Origin of the sequence: Tsuneonella deserti (assembly GCF_014644315.1) — a bacterium.
Taxonomy (GTDB): Bacteria; Pseudomonadota; Alphaproteobacteria; order Sphingomonadales; family Sphingomonadaceae; genus Tsuneonella; species Tsuneonella deserti.
Window position 1 is genome coordinate 1174336 of record NZ_BMKL01000001.1, and the last position, 17271, is coordinate 1191606.

The 17271-nt window shown below is 64.2% G+C and carries 15 protein-coding genes; 1 reads left to right on the forward strand and 14 read right to left on the reverse strand.

What is annotated here, in order from left to right:
- Window positions 1–15: 15 nt before the first annotated feature.
- Window positions 16–1167 carry a hypothetical protein gene (locus IEW58_RS05525; protein ID WP_188644208.1) on the reverse strand — a complete coding sequence of 384 codons (1152 nt, stop codon included), beginning with the start codon at window positions 1165–1167 and terminating at the stop codon, window positions 16–18.
- Between the two features lie 80 nt (window positions 1168–1247).
- The gene (locus tag IEW58_RS05530) at window positions 1248–1565 is read right to left on the reverse strand and encodes an Hpt domain-containing protein (protein ID WP_188644209.1); all 318 of its coding nucleotides are present in this window, start codon (window positions 1563–1565) and stop codon (window positions 1248–1250) included.
- A 72-nt stretch (window positions 1566–1637) separates the two neighbouring features.
- Here IEW58_RS05530 and IEW58_RS05535 point away from each other — a divergent pair, with 72 nt between their 5' ends.
- Entirely contained in the window at window positions 1638–4274 is a 2637-nt protein-coding gene (locus IEW58_RS05535; protein WP_188644210.1) for a coiled-coil domain-containing protein, read from the forward strand.
- A gap of 6 nt (window positions 4275–4280) precedes the next feature.
- On the opposite strand, the gene IEW58_RS05540 is transcribed toward IEW58_RS05535, so the two are convergent.
- Genes IEW58_RS05540 through nuoG form a run of 12 tightly spaced genes read right to left on the reverse strand, consistent with a single transcriptional unit; the run spans window position 4281 to window position 17252 of the window.
- On the reverse strand, window positions 4281–4541 hold the full coding sequence (locus tag IEW58_RS05540; protein WP_188644211.1) for a DUF1467 family protein: 261 nt from the start codon (window positions 4539–4541) through the stop codon (window positions 4281–4283).
- Window positions 4538–6193, reverse strand: a complete 1656-nt coding sequence (locus IEW58_RS05545) for a ribonuclease J (RefSeq protein ID WP_229658447.1) — start codon at window positions 6191–6193, stop codon at window positions 4538–4540. The genes IEW58_RS05540 and IEW58_RS05545 overlap by 4 nt, the downstream gene beginning before the upstream one ends.
- Window positions 6190–6981 (reverse strand): type III pantothenate kinase, encoded by a 792-nt coding sequence (locus tag IEW58_RS05550; protein WP_188644212.1) that lies wholly within the window; start codon window positions 6979–6981, stop codon window positions 6190–6192. Before IEW58_RS05550 ends, IEW58_RS05545 begins: the two co-directional genes overlap by 4 nt.
- Window positions 6982–6992: 11 nt before the next feature.
- Window positions 6993–7703, reverse strand: a complete 711-nt coding sequence (locus tag IEW58_RS05555; protein WP_188644213.1) for a biotin--[acetyl-CoA-carboxylase] ligase — start codon at window positions 7701–7703, stop codon at window positions 6993–6995.
- The gene (gene nuoN / locus IEW58_RS05560; protein ID WP_188644214.1) at window positions 7700–9169 is read right to left on the reverse strand and encodes an NADH-quinone oxidoreductase subunit NuoN; all 1470 of its coding nucleotides are present in this window, start codon (window positions 9167–9169) and stop codon (window positions 7700–7702) included. Before nuoN ends, IEW58_RS05555 begins: the two co-directional genes overlap by 4 nt.
- On the reverse strand, window positions 9169–10728 hold the full coding sequence (locus IEW58_RS05565; RefSeq protein WP_188644215.1) for an NADH-quinone oxidoreductase subunit M: 1560 nt from the start codon (window positions 10726–10728) through the stop codon (window positions 9169–9171). Before IEW58_RS05565 ends, nuoN begins: the two co-directional genes overlap by 1 nt.
- Complete coding sequence (gene nuoL, locus IEW58_RS05570) at window positions 10728–12788, reverse strand: NADH-quinone oxidoreductase subunit L (RefSeq protein WP_188644216.1); 2061 nt, start codon at window positions 12786–12788, stop codon at window positions 10728–10730. Before nuoL ends, IEW58_RS05565 begins: the two co-directional genes overlap by 1 nt.
- A gap of 6 nt (window positions 12789–12794) precedes the next feature.
- A complete protein-coding gene (nuoK, locus tag IEW58_RS05575) occupies window positions 12795–13100 on the reverse strand; it encodes an NADH-quinone oxidoreductase subunit NuoK (RefSeq protein WP_188644217.1) in 306 nt (101 codons plus the stop codon).
- Window positions 13097–13714 (reverse strand): NADH-quinone oxidoreductase subunit J, encoded by a 618-nt coding sequence (locus IEW58_RS05580; protein ID WP_188644218.1) that lies wholly within the window; start codon window positions 13712–13714, stop codon window positions 13097–13099. Before IEW58_RS05580 ends, nuoK begins: the two co-directional genes overlap by 4 nt.
- Before the next feature lie 15 nt (window positions 13715–13729).
- Window positions 13730–14215 (reverse strand): NADH-quinone oxidoreductase subunit NuoI, encoded by a 486-nt coding sequence (gene nuoI, locus IEW58_RS05585; RefSeq protein WP_188644219.1) that lies wholly within the window; start codon window positions 14213–14215, stop codon window positions 13730–13732.
- Window positions 14212–15264 carry an NADH-quinone oxidoreductase subunit NuoH gene (nuoH, locus tag IEW58_RS05590; protein WP_188644220.1) on the reverse strand — a complete coding sequence of 351 codons (1053 nt, stop codon included), beginning with the start codon at window positions 15262–15264 and terminating at the stop codon, window positions 14212–14214. Before nuoH ends, nuoI begins: the two co-directional genes overlap by 4 nt.
- The gene (gene nuoG, locus IEW58_RS05595) at window positions 15261–17252 is read right to left on the reverse strand and encodes an NADH-quinone oxidoreductase subunit NuoG (RefSeq protein ID WP_188644221.1); all 1992 of its coding nucleotides are present in this window, start codon (window positions 17250–17252) and stop codon (window positions 15261–15263) included. The genes nuoH and nuoG overlap by 4 nt, the downstream gene beginning before the upstream one ends.
- Window positions 17253–17271: the final 19 nt, after the last annotated feature.

The window sequence follows — 17271 nt, forward strand, 5'->3', positions numbered from 1 at the left end:
GTAGCATCCCCGTGGTTAAGCGGGTGTTAGCTTCTTTTGGTGGGGCCAGAAAATCCGCAGCGCCAACGCGAGTAGCGCCAACAGCGCCATGGCAGGTGCGAAGAGTTCGCCCGCTGCGGCGATCGTCAACAGGGCCAGCATCAAAGTGCGGTCGGACATCGGCCGCAAGAAGAGTGGGGAAGATGGCTCGGCCGCCAGCCGGATTGCCGCGACCAGCACCAGTGCGGCGAACGCGGTGGTCCAGCCTTCGAAGGTCCGCGGGCTTGTGGCAACCGCGACCAGTGAAAGATCCAGGAAGGCGCGCCGTTGCTCCTCCCACCTGTCTCTAGCGGGTTCGCCCGTACCCGCTCGCGATAGTCTGCCCAGGGCCGCGGCAATGGCCAGCAAAAGACTGGCTGCCGTCAATCCAGTCATGGCGGCGGTCGTCTGGCCGAGAAAACCTGCCGTAGCACCGGCGATCCCGGCAGCTACTCCGCTTGCGGCCAGGGCAATCCGTGCGCGCCGTGCATCGCCGACGCGCCCGGCAAGCCAACGCGCGAAGCGATGCGCGAGGGCGGCGCCGGGCACATGCGGTGGCGGAGGCGGTGCATGCCTTTGGTACCAGTGTACCTCGTAGCGCTCGGCAGCAGCGGGGCTTCCCACCAGAGCCCACCGATCTTCGTCCAGCCACTTGTCAGGGACCGCTATTCCGCTCGCTCCGCGCTGGAGCGACACACGAAGAAGCCCCGCGATCGGGTCGGCATCGGGCGGCAAGGCGCCGAGCGCCTCGACCGCGTCTCCCCGGGTCGCGAGAACTCCGGCCCAAGCTCGCTCACGGTCAATCCGTTCGAAACCGCGCTCGACCGCGCCTTCCGAGGACAAGACCGCAACCCCGACCCGGCCACCGAATGCCTGCGCCAGCCACTCGCGGTCGGGAAGGATGCCGGGGGCGAAAACGATCAGGGTGTCGGCGGCTTTCACCAGGCCGGACAGTGCCCTGTGGCTGCCTGTGCCGTGGAATGAGACCCCGCGGCGCTCCGCCTCGCGCTGGACCAGCGCAAGTTCGGGCCCCGGACGATCCGCCAGGCAGACGACCCGTTCGCAAGCAAGTGCGAGTGCAGCCTGCACCTGATGCCAGGCGATCGAGTGACCGGCCAGCCTGACAGTGCTGGCGCCCTCCCCCGGCATTGAAATCAGCGCAACGCGCAAGCCACCTAACCCTCTCGCCCCGGTTGGAGCGCGAAGCTAGTGTCTGACTGCCACCTTGGCTAGCGCGCTGCTGGAGCGCTGGCGACGAAACGATCCCGATATTGCTCGATCCGCCTCAGGATGGTCGGCTCTCGCGGTGCCGCCGCGATCGCTTCCTCGGCGAGATCGATCAGTTCACCAGCGTGGAAGCTTGTGGCCAGACCCTTCAACCGCTGCGCGGCAACCGTCCAGTTTCCATCGCAGCGAGCCCGCCTGAGCAGGTCGAACTGCCGGTCAAGACTGTCGCAGAAGGCCGCTCGCAACTCGGCGAGCAACGCAGGGTCCTGTCCGGCGGCGGCCCTAAGCGTCGCATCGAATGCACCGTGTTCGTAAGCCATGGGGCGGTTCGATAGGCCGCTTATGATTAAGACACTGTTTAACCATATCCCATTGGTGTATTTCACCGCCCCATGAGTGGGGGTTCACACATTTGGGCTGTAGGCCCGGGAAGCGGCGCTCAAGCGCCAGGCGAAACTTCGGATAAGGCTCAGGAGCCGCTGAATCTCGACGAGAACTGGGAGCAAGAGGCCGCGCCGCTGGAAGAGAACTGGGCAGAAGAGCCCCTCCGCCCACACCGGGGCGGGATCATCGCCCCGATCCTTGCCGGTACCGCAGGCGCTGCATGGACCGGCTTCTATGGCTGGGCTCACTTGGAGGAAGTGCGCGCCGGGATTTCACCTATCGGCGGGGCGCGCTTGCTCGTCGACTGGTCGATTCCCACCCTGCTCGTGATGGTGCTGTGGCTGCTCGCCATGCGAACCAGCCGACGCGAGGCGAACCGCTTCAGCGATGCGGCGAGCTCGCTGCAGAGCGCCAGCGGCTCGCTCGAGGTGCGTCTGTCGGCCGTCAACCGCGAGCTGAGCCTTGCCCGCGAGTTTCTCGCCGCCCAGACCCGTGAGCTCGATTCCCTCGGGCGGGTAGCGACCCAGCGCGTTTCGGAACACGCGGATCGGCTCCAGGAGCTGATTCGAGACAACGGCGCTCAGGTGGACGCGATATCGAGCGTCAGCCGCACGGCACTCGACAACATGAACAAGCTGCGCGACGATCTCCCGGTGGTCGCGAATGCGGCGCGCGACGTTTCGAACCAGATCGGCAATGCCGGAAACACCGCGCACGCACACCTTGCCGAACTGATCGCCGGCTTCAATCGCCTCAACGAATTCGGCCAGGCCAGCGAGCGTCAGGTCGGCGTTCTGCGCGGCAAGGTGGATGCCGCCATCGCGGGCTTCGAAGCGCAGGCGCTTCAGCTCGATGAGATCGCGGGAACCCGCTTCGCTGCCTTGCGTGAAAAGAGCGACGAGTTCCGGGGCGAACTGGACGGCCGCGAGATCGATGCGCTGGCGGCGATGCGCCATCGCGCCGACCGCTTGCGCGAGGAAGTCGCCAGTACCGCCGCCGCTCTTGAGGCGCAGGAGGAAGAGCTGCTGAAATCGCTTCAGGCGCGTCTGAGTTCGCTGCGGGAAGGTGCCGCCACTGTTGGCGCGGGCCTTGCAGGGCACGAGCGCGAAGCGCTCGCGGCGTGGAGCAAGCGACTAGAGGCGATGAAGGCAGACCTCGAAACCGCCATTCGCCACGTCGAGAAAGTCGATGCGGCGGCGAAGGCGGGAGCGGTCGAGCGGTTGCAGACTATCCGTCAGGAGGCGGAACTCGTCGATGCCAAGCTCACCGAATCGCATACCATCTTCGTGACCGAAGTCGAAAAGCGGCGGGCTGAAGCCGGCGCTCTCGCGCATGAACAGGCGCAGCAAATCGGTCAGCAGCTCACCGCTCTTGATATGGCCATGGAGGAACGGCGCGCGGCTCAACTCGCCCGGTCGGCCGCGCTGGCTGAGCAAAGTGAAGCGATCGGCGAACGTCTCGACTCCCTCGGCGCTGAAATGCGCCGTGCCGGTGAGCTTGGCCGCACCGCCGAGGCCGCGCTTGCCGCTGCGATCGATGCATTGGCTTTGCGGCTCTCCGCGAGCCGTGAGGCGCTCGGCAACACCGACCAGGCGGTGGCGGAACTTACCGACGCGAGCGTTCGTCTGCTGGAGCTCATACGGGCGAGCGCCGAGCACACGAGAACCGATCTGCCGGCCGCACTGGGTAATGCCGAGGAGCGCCTGAACGAGTTGGGCGGCCAGGGGGAGAAGCTGACCCTGATGCTGAGCACCGCGAGCGATCGCAGCCGCGAGCTGTCGGAGTATGTTCTCACGGCGAGCACCGATAGCAGTGCCGCCATGGAGGGACTGAAGTCACTCCATGCGGAAGTCGCCGCAGCCCACGCGGAAAATGCGGAGCTCATTGCGGGCCTGCGCGCGCAACTGGACGATCTTGCGCAATCGAGCCGAGACGTCGCGACCGACGCTCAGGGACCGCTTCGCGATGCGATCACCCAGCTTGAGACGTCTGCGCGTGCCGCCGTCCGTGCCGTTCACGAGAACAGCACCGGCCAGATCGAAGCGCTTGCTCAACGCATCGGGACCGATGCTGCAGCGGTAATAGACCGGGTCGTGCAGGAACATGTTACCAGCGCGATAGCCGAGCTGGACGATACCGCCGCGCGGGCTGCCGGAGCGGGGCGTGAAGTCGCGGTGCAGCTGCGCGACCAGCTGGCGCGGGTCAACGAGCTCGCCGGAAATCTCGAAAACCGCGTGGCGCATGCCCGCCAGCGGGCCGAGGAGCAGGTGGATACGGACTTCTCGCGGCGCGTCGCGCTGATAACGGAGAGCCTCAACTCCAACGCAATCGATATCGCCAAGGCCTTGTCGAGCGACGTGACGGATACCGCGTGGGAAAGCTATCTCCGCGGCGACCGTGGCATCTTCACCCGCCGCGCGGTCCGCCTGATCGACAACACCGAAGCGCGTGAGATCGCCGAATTGTTCGAAACCGACAGCGAATTCCGCGAGCATGTCAGCCGATACATTCACGATTTCGAGGCGATGCTGCGCACCATGCTGTCTACGCGCGACGGTCACGCGATCGGCGTGACTCTTCTCAGCAGCGACATGGGCAAGCTTTACGTGGCACTGGCCCAGGCGATCGAGCGGCTTCGCGATTGAGAGCGTTCAGTACAGGGCGAGAAGGTCGTCTGTGGTGATCCACCCGTTGACGTAATTGGCGACATAAAGGGCCGTAAGGGCAGCCGAAAGCAGGGTCGCCCCCACCACGATCCGAAGCGGCCGGAAGTTCGCCGGCGCGCTATCGGCCTGCCCGGGCACCCGTTCGATGCCCAGCTCCTCGTGCGTCTTCACTCCAAAAGGCAGCAGGACGAAGGCACTGGCGACCCAGAACAGGAAGTAGATCGCCAGGATCGAGGTCCAACTCATCCGCGTTCACTCCCCGGGAGCAGAACGCGCACCTGCGGCCGTTTTCCAGACCAGCGCGTTGCCGCCCTGCGCGCAGCCAAGCGGGCAGCTTCGATCACATCTTCCCGATTGCGGGCGGCGGCACCTTTGAGGCGAGCGATCGCATCCGCGATATCCGATTGCGCCTCGGAGACGAAGGCGCCGTAATCTTCGTCGAGCGGCAGTCCCACTCCTTCGACCTGGACTTGCCGTTGGGGACCGACGGCAACGACGACCAGCCCTTCTCGTGCGATACGGCGGCGCATGGCCATCGCCTCGCCATCGGCAGGGGCTATGATGTCGCCATCCAGGATAAGTCGGCCCGCGCGGACTTCCGCGATCTTGCCCGGCTTGCCTGGAGCAAGACGGACCAGATCCCCGTTCTTCTGCACCACCGCCTTCGGGATGCCTCGCGCAAGGCCGAGACGCGCTTGCTCGGTCATGTGGCGCATCTCCCCGTGGACGGGGACGAGGATCCGGGGCCGTAGCCATGTGTAGAGGGCTTCCAACTCGGGGCGGCCCGGGTGGCCTGAAACGTGGATGGCGCTTTGCCGGTCGGTGACGACGACAATCCCTCGCTCTGCGAGCAGGTTCTGAATGCGCCCGACCGAAATCTCGTTTCCGGGGATCTGCCTGCTGGAGAAAAGCACGACATCCCCTTCGGTCAGATCGATGGGATGCTGCTTCTCGGCAATGCGAGCGAGCGCGGCCCGCGGCTCCCCCTGCCCCCCGGTGGCGACGATCAGCACCTCACCGCGAGGCAGGTTCATCGCTGTGTCGAAATCCACCAGTTCGGGGAATTCGGTCAGATACCCATTGTCCTGCGAGACCTCGATCATCCGGTCGAGCGAGCGCCCCGCTACGCACAGCCGGCGGCCGGTCGCCTGGGCCACCGCTCCGAGCGTGTGGAGCCGTGCAACATTGCTGGCGAAGGTGGTTACCAGCACGCGCCGGCCATCCCACCTGGCGACTTCTTCATGCAGGGCCCGATAGACCGCTCCCTCGGAACCGCTTTCGGCGGGGTTGAAGACGTTGGTCGAATCGCAGACGAGCGCCAGGACCCCTTCGTCGCCGATCTCGCACAGCTCTTCCTCGGTGGTCGGCTCCCCGATGATCGGCTCTTCGTCAAGCTTCCAGTCGCCGGTGTGAAAGACGCGCCCATGCGGCGTGTCGATCAACAGCGCGTGGCCCTCCGCGATCGAGTGCGCCAGCGGAACATAGGCTATGTCGAACGGGCCCAGCGCGAAGCTGTCATTGTGCTCGATGACATTGAGTTCGACCTCGTCCACGAGACCGGCCTCGGCAAGTTTTCTCCGGACCAGGTCGGCGGTGAACGGTGTCGCATAAAGCGGCACGCCAAGTTCGGCGGCGAAATACGGCACCGCGCCGATATGATCCTCATGCGCGTGGGTGAGTACGATACCCACCAGCGAGTCCGTCCGCTCCTCGATGAACTCGAGGTCGGCGAACACCAGGTCGACCCCGGGGTACTCGTTCCCGCTGAAGGTCATCCCCAGATCGACCATCAGCCACTGGCCCTGACAGCCGTAGAGATTGACGTTCATGCCAATCTCGCCCGACCCGCCGAGGGCGAGAAACAGCAGTTCGTCTTCGGGTGTGAAGTCCTTTTTCACGCGCCCGCGCCCCGCTTGCCGGCTCTCTCGGCCAGTATTGCCAGGCCCTCGAGCGTCAGGTCCGCATCGACCGCATCAAAGATACTGGTGTGCTCATCGAACAGGATCGCGAGCCCGCCCGTGGCGATCACTCGCGCAGGCCGTCCGATTTCCTCGCGCATGCGGGCGATCAGCCCCTCCATAAGCGCCACGTAACCCCAGTAGACCCCAATCAGCATCTGATCTTCGGTATTCGTGCCGATCACGCTGCTGCTCCTCGGAGCCTCGATCGCAATCCGCGGCAGCTTGGCGGTGTTTCCGACCAATGCGTCGAGGGACAGGTTAATCCCGGGGGCAATAATTCCACCCTTGTAGGCGCCCGAGAAGTCGATCGCGTCGAATGTCGTCGCCGTTCCGAAATCGACGACGATCAGGTCGCCCTCGTACTTGGCATGGGCCGCTATGGCATTGAGCGCCCTGTCCGCTCCAAGAGAGCGTGGTTGATCGACGTCCACCGAGAAGCCCCACTCGGCGGCCCCCTCCCCTGCGACCAGAGGTGTGATGTCGAAATACTTCTCGGCCAGAACAGTCAGATTGTGGACTGCGCGGGGAACCACCGAGCCGACGATGATCTGCGTGATCTGCTCGCTTGAATACCCCTCGATCTTGAGCAGCTGGAGCAGCCAGACCGCGTACTCGTCTCCGGTGCGGCGCGGATCTGTGGCGATGCGCCAGCGCGCCTTGATCTCGCGTCCTTCGAAGAGGGCGAAAACGACGTTGGTGTTGCCGACATCGGCAGCGAGCAGCATTGGCGGATCCTTTAACCGATCGATACGTCGCCGGCGTGGATAGGCCGGGTCGTCCCGTCTTCCAAGCGCAGCAGGAGCGAGCCGTCACCAGCCAGGCCGGCAAAGGTGCCGCCGATCTCGCCGCCGCCCGGCTCGTGAACGCGAAGGGTAGTGCCTGGAGCGTGCGCGACAGCCTGCCAACGGCGCAGCAGCGGCTCGATCCCGACCGAACGCCAGCGGGCGAGTTCCAGATCGAACGATGCGGCCAGGCTGGCGGCGAAATCGTCCCGGTCGGGCACCGGACCGAGCGCTGCCAGTGCGATCGTGTCCCGCCCGTCGACCTGCGGAGCCGCAGCGAGGTTGACCCCGATGCCGACGATCACAGCGTCGCCTGCCCGCTCCAGCAGAATGCCAGCCAGTTTCGCCCGCCCGATCAACAGATCGTTGGGCCATTTAAGCGACAATGCGCCCGGGTCGGCGAGCAGGGGCGCGATGGTCTCGTAAACCGCCAAGCCGGTCATCAATGCCAAAGTGGGAGCTGGCGGATCGTGAGGCGCGGGCCGCACGACGGTCGAGCCCATGAAATTGCCGCTGCCGTCGAACCATTGACGCCCTTGACGACCACGGCCGGCAGTCTGGCGATCGGCCACGAGCCAATCGCCTTCGCTGACGAAATCCCCGCGCGCGATGGCGGCTGCGAGGTCCCCGTTGGTCGAACCTGTTTCCGGAACCGTGCTGATCAAGCGGCGAGGAACAGCGCGGCGCTGGCCTTGTCGGCAAGATCGCCGAGCCATCCCGTCAGGAGGAAGCCGAGCGGCGATACGAACAAAGTCGATCCAATGAGCAGGGACCAGTGCGCCCAGTCGTTGCGGCCCTGCACCTTGTCAGCCGGCTCGTCGAAGAACATCGTCTTGCAGACCATCAGGTAGTAGTAAGCGCTCACCACGCTGCCGACGATCGCCAGTGTTGCGAGTGCGAGCATGCCAGCGTCCACCGCGGCGCGGAACACCACCAGTTTGCCCCAGAACCCGAAAAGCGGCGGAATGCCGGCAAGGCTCAGCATCATTATGAGCAGGCACCAGGCGAGCAGCGGGCGGGTGCGGGAGAGGCCGGCCATTTGGGCGATGGATTCGATCTGGTTGCCTTCCGCATCGCGCAGCATGAGCACCCCGACAAAGCTGCCGATCGACATGGCGACGTAGATGACCAGGTACACCAGCATGGCGCTCGCGCCTTCCTGGGTCGCGACCGCGAGGCCGACGAGGATGAAGCCGACGTTGTTGATCGACGAGTAAGCCAGCAGCCGCTTGATGTTGTCCTGCCCGATGGCGCCCAGCGCACCCACCGCGATCGATGCGAGCGAGGCAAATACCACTACCTGGCGCCATGCATCGGATTGACCGCCGAACGCTTCCAGCGCCACGCGCATCGTGAGGGCGATCGCCGCGACCTTGGGTGCGGTCGAAAAGAACGTCGTCACCGGGGTCGGCGCGCCCTCATAGACGTCCGGGGTCCACATGTGGAACGGCACCGCCGAGATCTTGAAGGCCAGGCCGGCGAGTACGAAAATCACGCCGAAAAGGGCGCCGGTGGAAAGCGAACCGCCTTCGCCAAGCGCGGCGCGGATCCCGTCGAAACTCGTGGTGCCGGTGAACCCGTAGACGAGGCTCATCCCGTAGAGCAGGATGCCGCTGGCGAGTGCACCCAGGACGAAATACTTCAGGCCCGCTTCTTCCGATCGAGAGTCCACCCGCAGGAACGCGGCCAGCACGTACGCGGCGAGGCTGTTCATCTCGAGCCCGATGTAGAGTGTCATCAGGTCGCCGGCCGAAACCATGATTCCGGTCCCGAGGACGGCGAACAGGAGAAGCACCGGGTATTCCGCCCGCATCGCGTTCCACTGGTTGAAGAAGCGCGGAGCGATCATCAGGCAGGCGGCGCCGGAGATGTAGATCAGAAGCTTGGCGAAAGCCGCGAAGGCATCGACGCGCATCTGTCCAAGGAACGCCCAGGTGTCGGCGCCCATCGCTCCGCCCGCAAGAACGGGAACCGTGAACGCGGCCGCAGCGGCCATGAGCACGACCGCGGCGATGGAAATGGCGCGACTTGCCTTGTCGCCCAGCCAGGCTGCGGCAAGGAGAAGAACGAGCCCCCCGATGCTGAGGATTTCCTCAGGTACGATGAGCTGCAGGGATTGGGTCAGGTTCATCAGTGAGCCTCCCCTGCACCCGCTTCGCCATGGGTCATGACGTTGGCGGCGTGTGTACGCCCCTTACCTTGAGCGGGGGGCGCCAAGGCGCTGTCACCGGCCGGTGCCGCGCGCGAAAGTCGCGCATCGAGGGCAGCGATGTCCTTTCGCATGGGAGCCAGGAAGCTTTCGGGATAGACGCCCATCCACAGCACTGCCGCAGCGATAGGCGCGAGCATGGCCCATTCGCGAAGGTTCAGATCGCGCATGGCGGCCGCATCCGGATTGACCTGTGCGCCAAAGGCGACGCGGCGGTAGAGATAGAGCATGTATGCAGCGCCCAGAATGATGCCGGTAGTGCAGACGAGGGTAACCCAGGTGCTGACCTGGTAAGTGCCCGCCAGGCTCAGGAATTCGCCGACGAAGCCGCTCGTACCCGGCAGGCCAATGCTGGCCATCGTGAACAGCAGGAAGAACAGCGCGTACTTCGGCATGTTGATGCTGAGCCCGCCGTAACGGCCGATCTCACGCGTGTGCAGCCGGTCGTAGATGACTCCGACGCACAGGAACAGCGCGCCGGAAACCAAGCCGTGGCTCAGCATCACGATCATCGCGCCTTCGAGACCCTGCACGTTGAATGCGAACAGGCCGATGGTGACGATCGCCATGTGCGCGACCGACGAATAGGCGATCAGCTTCTTCATGTCGCTCTGGACGAGCGCGATCAGGCTGGTGACCACGACCGCGATCATGCTCAGGGCGAAGACCAGCCAGGCGAACTGCGCGCTCGCTTCAGGAAACATCGGAAGGCTGAAGCGGATGAAGCCGTAGCCGCCCATCTTGAGCAGTACGCCCGCGAGGATAACGGAGCCCGCGGTGGGCGCCTGCACGTGTGCGTCGGGAAGCCAGGTATGCACCGGCCACATGGGCATCTTCACCGCGAAGCTGGCGAAGAAGGCGAGCCACAGCCATGTCTGCACCCCGGGCGCGAAATCGTACTGCATCAGCGTCGGGATGTCCGAGGTGCCCGCCTCGTTCATCATCCACAGCATCGCGATCAGCATCACGACCGAGCCGAGCAGGGTGTAGAGGAAGAACTTGTAGCTGGCGTAAATCCGGTTCGTCCCGCCCCAGATACCGATGATCAGGTACATCGGAATGAGGCCGGCCTCGAAGAAGATGTAGAACAGCAGCAGATCCTGCGAGGCGAACACGCCGATCATCAGGAGTTCCATGAACAGGAACGCGGCCATGTACTCGCCGACGCGTTTCTCGATCGATTCCCAGCTGGCCAGGATGCAGATCGGCATCAGGAACACGCTCAGCACGATCAGCAGGAGAGCGATCCCGTCGATCCCCAACGCATATTCGAAGCCCGCGAACAGCGGCGCCCGCTCGGTAAACTGCCACTGCGCACCGCCGATATCGAAGTTGGCCCACAGGACAATGCCGAGCGCCAGGTCGATCAGCGTGGCGACGAGAGCGACCACGCGCGCCGCCTTGGCCTCGAGGAAGAAGCACGCCAGCGACCCGACCAGCGGCACGAGAAGCATCACGGAAAGAATCGGGAAGCCCCCCATTACAGTAGCACCCAGGTTACGGCGCCAATGACGCCGACGAGCATCCACAGCGCGTAAGTGGTGAGATAGCCCGACTGGATCCGCCGGTTCCCGACCGAGCCCTGCGCTACGACCCACGCCGCTCCGTTTGGCCCGAAGCGGTCGATGATACCTTCGTCACCCGTCTTCCAGAACAGGCGGCCGATCCAGAACGCCGGGCGCACGAAGATCAGGTTGTAGAGCTCGTCGAAATACCACTTGTTGAAGAAGAACGAGTAGACGGGACCAAGCTGCCGCGCGGCTCGCTCCGGCATTCCGGTATCGCGGATGTAGCCGAGCCAGGCGATCGCGAAACCGATCAACATGACGATAGTGGCGGTCAGCTTCACCCACAACGGAACGCCGTGCATCGCATGCATCAGACCTTCGTTGTAGAAGATCGCGCCCTTCCAGAAACCTTCCTGGTTGAGGAACGCGTCCTGGAAGACGAAGCCCGCGGCCACCGCCCCGAGCGTCAGCACGCCGAGCGGAACGAGCATCGAGACCGGGCTTTCATGCGGGTGATATCCCGCAGTGCCATCACCGTGATCGGGATGCGGCACATGATGCGCCACGTCGTGCCCGGCATCCTCCTGGACGGGCGGGTTGGCTTCCTCCGGCTCGTCATGCCCGTGATGGACGGCGTGCTGGATATGCTCGCTCTCGGCCCAGCGGGGCTTTCCGAAGAAGGTGAGGAAAATGAGGCGCCAGGAATAGAAGCTGGTCAGCAGCGCCGCGAACGCGCCGAGCCAGAACGCGAAGTGCGCCATCTCGGTGCCGCGGCCCCACGCTGCCTCGAGGATCGCGTCCTTCGAGTGGAAGCCGGCAAAGCCCGCGTGCAGCCAGTAGATGCCCACACCGGTGATCGCCAGCGTGCCGGCCATCATCGCCCAGAAGGTGAGCGGAATGCTCTTACGCAGGCCGCCATAGTACCGCATGTCCTGCTCGTGATGCATTGCGTGAATCACGCTGCCCGCGCCCAGGAAAAGCAGCGCCTTGAAGAACGCGTGCGTGAACAGATGGAACATCGCCGCATTGTAGGCGCCGACGCCCGCTGCGAAGAACATGTAGCCCAGCTGCGAGCAGGTCGAATAGGCGATGACCCGCTTGATGTCCCACTGCGTAGTCCCGACAGTGGCAGCGAACAGGCAGGTTGCCGCGCCGATGAAGGTCACGAACATCAGCGCGATTGGCGCTGCTTCGAACATCGGTGACAGCCGGCAGACCATGAACACGCCAGCGGTGACCATCGTCGCCGCGTGGATCAGTGCTGAGACGGGGGTCGGGCCCTCCATTGCATCGGGCAACCAGGTGTGCAGGCCAAGCTGCGCCGACTTGCCCATCGCGCCGATGAACAGGAGGATGCACAAGACGTCCATCGTATCGACGCGGTAGCCGAGGAAGCCGATCGTGCTGCCCGCCATCCCGGGCGCCGCAGCAAGAATCTCGGGGATCGAGACGGTGCCGAACACCAGGTACGTCCCGAAGATGCCGAGCATGAAGCCAAGGTCGCCGACGCGGTTGACCACGAACGCTTTGATCGCCGCCGCATTGGCGCTCGGCTTCCTGAACCAGAAACCGATCAGCAGGTAGCTCGCCAGGCCCACCCCTTCCCAGCCGAAGAACATCTGGACGAGGTTGTCCGCCGTCACCAGCATCAGCATCGCGAAGGTGAACAGGCTGAGGTAGGCGAAGAAACGCGGCTGATCCGGGTCCTCCTCCATGTAGCCCCAGCTGTAGAGATGCACGAGCGCGGACACCGTGGTGATGACCACCAGCATGACGGCGGTCAGCGTGTCGACCCGCAGTGCCCAGTCGAACGCGAGATCGCCCGAACGCACCCACTGGAGCACCGGCACGACGCTCGCCTCGGCCGTCCCGTTCAGGAACCCGAGGAAGATCGGCCAGGACAGCGCGCAAGACAGGAACAGCGCGCCGGTCGTCAGGGATTTGACGACCGTGTTGCCGAGCGCTCGGTTGCCGAGGCCCCCGACGATGGCTGCGGCCAGAGGCGCGAAGACGATGAGAAGGATCGGGTGCAAGGGTCTTTATCCCTTCAGCCGGTCGACGGAATCGACCGCGATTGTGCCGCGGCCGCGGAAATAGATGACCAGGATCGCCAGGCCGATTGCTGCCTCGCCCGCGGCGACGGTGAGAACGAACATCGCAAAGACCTGCCCGGTGAGATCGCCCAGAAAGCTGCTGAACGCGACCAGGTTGATGTTCACGGCCAGCAGGATCAGTTCGATCGCCATCAGGATCACGATGATGTTCTTGCGGTTGAGAAAGATGCCCAGCACGCCGAGCACGAACAGGATCGCGCCGACGACGATGTAATGTTCGAGGCCGATCATAGCTTCATCCCCTCGCCCACCGGGGGACGCATCTTGACCACCGCGTCTTCGGGGCGGCGACGGTTCTGCCGGGAGATGTCCTGCGGTCGTGTATCCTTGCGTTCGCGGTGCGTGAGCACGATCGCCCCGATCATCGCTACAAGAAGGATGATGCCAGCGCTCTCGAACAGGAAGAGATAGCTGCCGTAGAGGAGCTGCCCGATGGCGGCGATATTGCTCACCTCCAGGGGAGCAGCTTGAGCGGCGGCCGCCGGGGCAAGGTCGATCGACCCAGCCTGGTAGGCGCCGATACCGAACACCAGCTCGGCAAGCAGTACCGCGGCGATTGCGAGCCCGAGCGGGAAGTTCCGCACGAACCCGGCTCGCAACTCGGCGAAGTCGATGTCGAGCATCATGACGACGAACAGGAAAAGCACCGCGACCGCGCCGACATAGACGATGACCAGGAGCATCGCGATGAACTCCGCCCCTGCCAGCACCATCAGGCCCGCCGCGTTGAAGAACGCGAGGATGAGCCACAGCACCGAATGAACGGGATTGCGCGAGACGATCACGAACACCGCAGAAAGGATCGCGACCGCCGCGAAGAGATAGAAGGCAAGGACGTGGATCATGAGTTGGCGGGGCCCCTATCGGTAGGGCGCATCGGCTTCAAGGTTCGCGGCCAGCGCCCGCTCCCACTTGTCCCCGTTGGCCAGCAGTTTCGCCTTGTCGTAGAGCAATTCCTCGCGCGTCTCGGTCGAGAACTCGAAGTTCGGCCCTTCGACGATGGCATCGACCGGGCATGCTTCCTGGCAGAAGCCACAGTAGATACACTTCGTCATGTCGATATCGTAGCGCGTCGTCCGGCGGCTGCCGTCTTCGCGTGGCTCGCTCTCGATCGTGATCGCCTGCGCCGGACACACCGCTTCGCACAGCTTGCAGGCGATGCAACGCTCTTCTCCGTTCGGGTAACGTCGCAGCGCGTGCTCTCCGCGGAAGCGCGGGGACAGTGGGTTCTTCTCGAACGGATAGTTGATCGTCGCCTTCGGCTTGAAGAAGTACTTCAGCGTCAGGAGATGCGCCTTCACGAACTCCCACAGGGTGAACGACTTGATGAGATGGGCGACACTCATGCCCCGTACCTCGTGAACATGAGCCAGCCCGAGACGAGCACGACGAATGAAAGCGACAGCGGCAGGAACACTTTCCACCCCAGACGCATCAGTTGGTCATAGCGGTACCGCGGCACCGTCGCCTTCACCCAGCTGAAGATGAAGAAGAAAAACAGGATCTTCGCGAACAACCAGATCCAGCCCGGAATGTCGAACCAGGGGATGAGGTCGATGTTCAACGGGGGCAACCATCCGCCGAAGAACAGCGTCGCGTTGAGCGCACACATCAGCAGCACGTTGGCGTATTCGCCCAGCCAGTAGAGCGCGAAGCTCATGCTCGAGTATTCGGTCTGGTACCCGGCGACGAGTTCACTCTCGGCCTCGGTCAGGTCGAAGGGCGCGCGAGCGGTTTCCGCCATGCTGGAAATGAGGAATACGACCCACATCGGAAACAGCAGCAGGTTGAACCAGAACCCGTTGACGATGCCCAGCCCATGCCCGCGTTGCGCTTCCACGATCGCGTTGAGATTGAACGAATTGGCGTAGAGCACGACGCAGATGAGCACAAAGCCGATCGAGACTTCGTAGCTGATCATCTGGGCCGCGGCGCGCATGGCGGAGAAAAACGGGTACTTCGAGTTCGAAGCCCAGCCGGCGATGACGATGCCGTAAACGCCGAGGCTGCTGATCGCGAGCACATAAAGCAGGCCGACGTTGATGTTGGCCAGCACCGCGCCCGAATTGAACGGAATGACCGCCCACGCCATCAGCGCAACGGTGAACGTGATAATCGGCGCGATCAGGAAGAGGCCCTTGTTAGCCGCCGATGGGATGATGGTCTCCTGCAGGAACACCTTCAGCCCGTCGGCGAAGCTCTGCAGCAGGCCGAACGGACCGACCACGTTGGGTCCGCGGCGCAGCGCCATCGCCGCCCAGATCTTGCGGTCGGCGTAGATGATCATCGCGACGGCCAGCATCAGCGGGAGGGCGATGAGAAGGATGCCGGCGATGGTCGCGGTGAACCACGCCCAGTCGTACGACATGCCCCATGATTGGAAGGTCTCGGTCATTCCGCGGCCTCCGCCATCTCTTCACCGTGGAGCAGTTCAGCCGAACACCGCTGCATGACCACGCTCGCGCGCGCGATCGGATTGGTCAGGTAGAAATCCTTGACCGGATAAGCGATCCGTCCCTTCGCCTTCGCCGCCTTGGGCCTGGGAAGCTTGCCATAGTTTGCCAGCCCCTCGACGCCGAGTGCGGGCACCGCTTCGATCATCTTCGCCTGCAATTCGGCGAGGCTGTCGAAACCGACGCTCACTTCGAAAGCATCGGCAAGCGCGCGCAGGATCGTCCAGTCCTCGCGGGCATCGCCGGGTGCGAAAACGGCTTTCTCGGCGAACTGAACCCGCCCTTCCGTGTTGACGTAAGTGCCATCCTTCTCGCTGTACGCAGCAGCCGGCAAGATGATGTCGGCGGCGTGCGCGCCCTTGTCGCCGTGGTGTCCGATATAGACCTTCAGGCTCCCGCCGAACTGTGACCAGTCCACCTCATCCGCGCCAAGCGCGAGCACGACCTTGGGCGCCGCCTTGACGATGTCGGCGATGCCGCCCTTCTGCGCGAAGCCGAGCATCAATCCGCCCATGCGGCTCGCCGCCATGTGCAGGACGTTGAAGCCATTCCAGCCGTCGCGTTGCACGTCGAGCGACAGGGCTGCGTTGAGTGCTCCCGCCGCCAGCCCGGCACCGCCGAGGATAACCGCCGGACGCTCAGCCTTGACGAGAGCCTCGCTGACGTGGCCCGGCAAGTCATGCAGTACCGCTGCGTCGTCGCCCAGAAATTCGGCGGGAAAGGTGGTTTCCCACTTCGGCCCCACGACGAACACCTTCGCGCCGCGCTTGACTGCCTTGCGCAGGCGGACATTGACCAGCGGCGCTTCCCAGCGGACGTGGCTGCCGACGATCAGGATCGCGTCGGCGGTTTCGATGCCCGCCAGCGTTGAATTGAAATTGACTGCTGCGAGGTTTTCGACCGGGTAATCCATTCCGGTCTGGCGCCCTTCGAGCAGGGTCGATCCCATCGCGCCGAGCAGCGTCTTGGCGGCGAACATCGTCTCGCAGTCGACAAGGTCGCCGGCGATCGCCGCGATGCTCGCGCCCGGCTCGGCCTTGCGGATCGCCGCGAAAGCCTCGTGCCAGGTCCCAGCCTCGAGTCTGCCACCTTTGCGGATCCATACCTTGTCGAGCCGCCGGCGGGTCAGGCCGTCGACCATGTAGCGGCCCTTGTCGCTCAGCCACTCTTCATTGACGTCGTCGTTGATCCGCGGGAGTGCGCGCAGGACCTCGCGGCCCCGGCTGTCGAGCCGGATGTTCGCGCCGACCGCGTCCGACACGTCTATCGAAAGAGTCTTCTTGAGCTCCCACGGCCGCGCCTCGAACGCATAGGGCCGCGAGGTGAGGGCGCCGACCGGGCACAGATCGATGACGTTGGCCGAAAGCTCATGCTTCGCCGCCTGCTCGAGGTAGGTGGTGATCTGCATGTTTTCGCCGCGATAGAGTGCGCCGATTTCGTCCACGCCCGCGATCTCTTCCGAGAACCGCACGCAGCGGGTGCAGTGGATGCACCGGGTCATGATCGTCTTGATCAGCGGACCCATGTACTTCTCGGTCACCGCACGCTTGTTCTCGTGATAGCGCGATGCGCCGCGGCCATACGTCAGGCTCTGGTCCTGCAGGTCGCATTCGCCGCCCTGGTCGCAAATGGGGCAATCGAGCGGGTGGTTGATGAGGAGGAACTCCATCACCCCTTCCCGCGCCTTCTTGACCATTTCGCTGTCGGTACGGATTTCTTGCCCCTCGGTCGCCGGCAGCGCGCACGACGCCTGCGGCTTGGGCGGCCCAGGCTTTACTTCGACGAGGCACATCCGGCAGTTGCCGGCGATGCTCAGCCGCTCGTGATAGCAGAAACGCGGGATCTCCTTGCCGGCAAGCTCGCACGCCTGCAGCACCGTCGCCCCGTCCGGGACGTCGATCTCCTGACCGTCTACGGTGACTTTAGGCATGGGTGGAAACTCTTTGGCT

Coding starts and splice junctions, on each gene's coding strand:
- nuoI (WP_188644219.1), bottom strand. CDS start 14,215: ATGAGTGTCGCCCATCTCATCAAGTCGTTCACCCTGTGGGAGTTCGTG.
- nuoN (WP_188644214.1), bottom strand. CDS start 9,169: ATGAACCTGACCCAATCCCTGCAGCTCATCGTACCTGAGGAAATCCTC.
- nuoG (WP_188644221.1), bottom strand. CDS start 17,252: ATGCCTAAAGTCACCGTAGACGGTCAGGAGATCGACGTCCCGGACGGG.
- nuoH (WP_188644220.1), bottom strand. CDS start 15,264: ATGACCGAGACCTTCCAATCATGGGGCATGTCGTACGACTGGGCGTGG.
- IEW58_RS05580 (WP_188644218.1), bottom strand. CDS start 13,714: ATGATCCACGTCCTTGCCTTCTATCTCTTCGCGGCGGTCGCGATCCTT.
- IEW58_RS05525 (WP_188644208.1), bottom strand. CDS start 1,167: ATGCCGGGGGAGGGCGCCAGCACTGTCAGGCTGGCCGGTCACTCGATC.
- nuoK (WP_188644217.1), bottom strand. CDS start 13,100: ATGATCGGCCTCGAACATTACATCGTCGTCGGCGCGATCCTGTTCGTG.
- IEW58_RS05565 (WP_188644215.1), bottom strand. CDS start 10,728: ATGGGGGGCTTCCCGATTCTTTCCGTGATGCTTCTCGTGCCGCTGGTC.
- IEW58_RS05530 (WP_188644209.1), bottom strand. CDS start 1,565: ATGGCTTACGAACACGGTGCATTCGATGCGACGCTTAGGGCCGCCGCC.
- IEW58_RS05535 (WP_188644210.1), top strand. CDS start 1,638: ATGAGTGGGGGTTCACACATTTGGGCTGTAGGCCCGGGAAGCGGCGCT.
- IEW58_RS05540 (WP_188644211.1), bottom strand. CDS start 4,541: ATGAGTTGGACCTCGATCCTGGCGATCTACTTCCTGTTCTGGGTCGCC.
- IEW58_RS05550 (WP_188644212.1), bottom strand. CDS start 6,981: ATGCTGCTCGCTGCCGATGTCGGCAACACCAACGTCGTTTTCGCCCTC.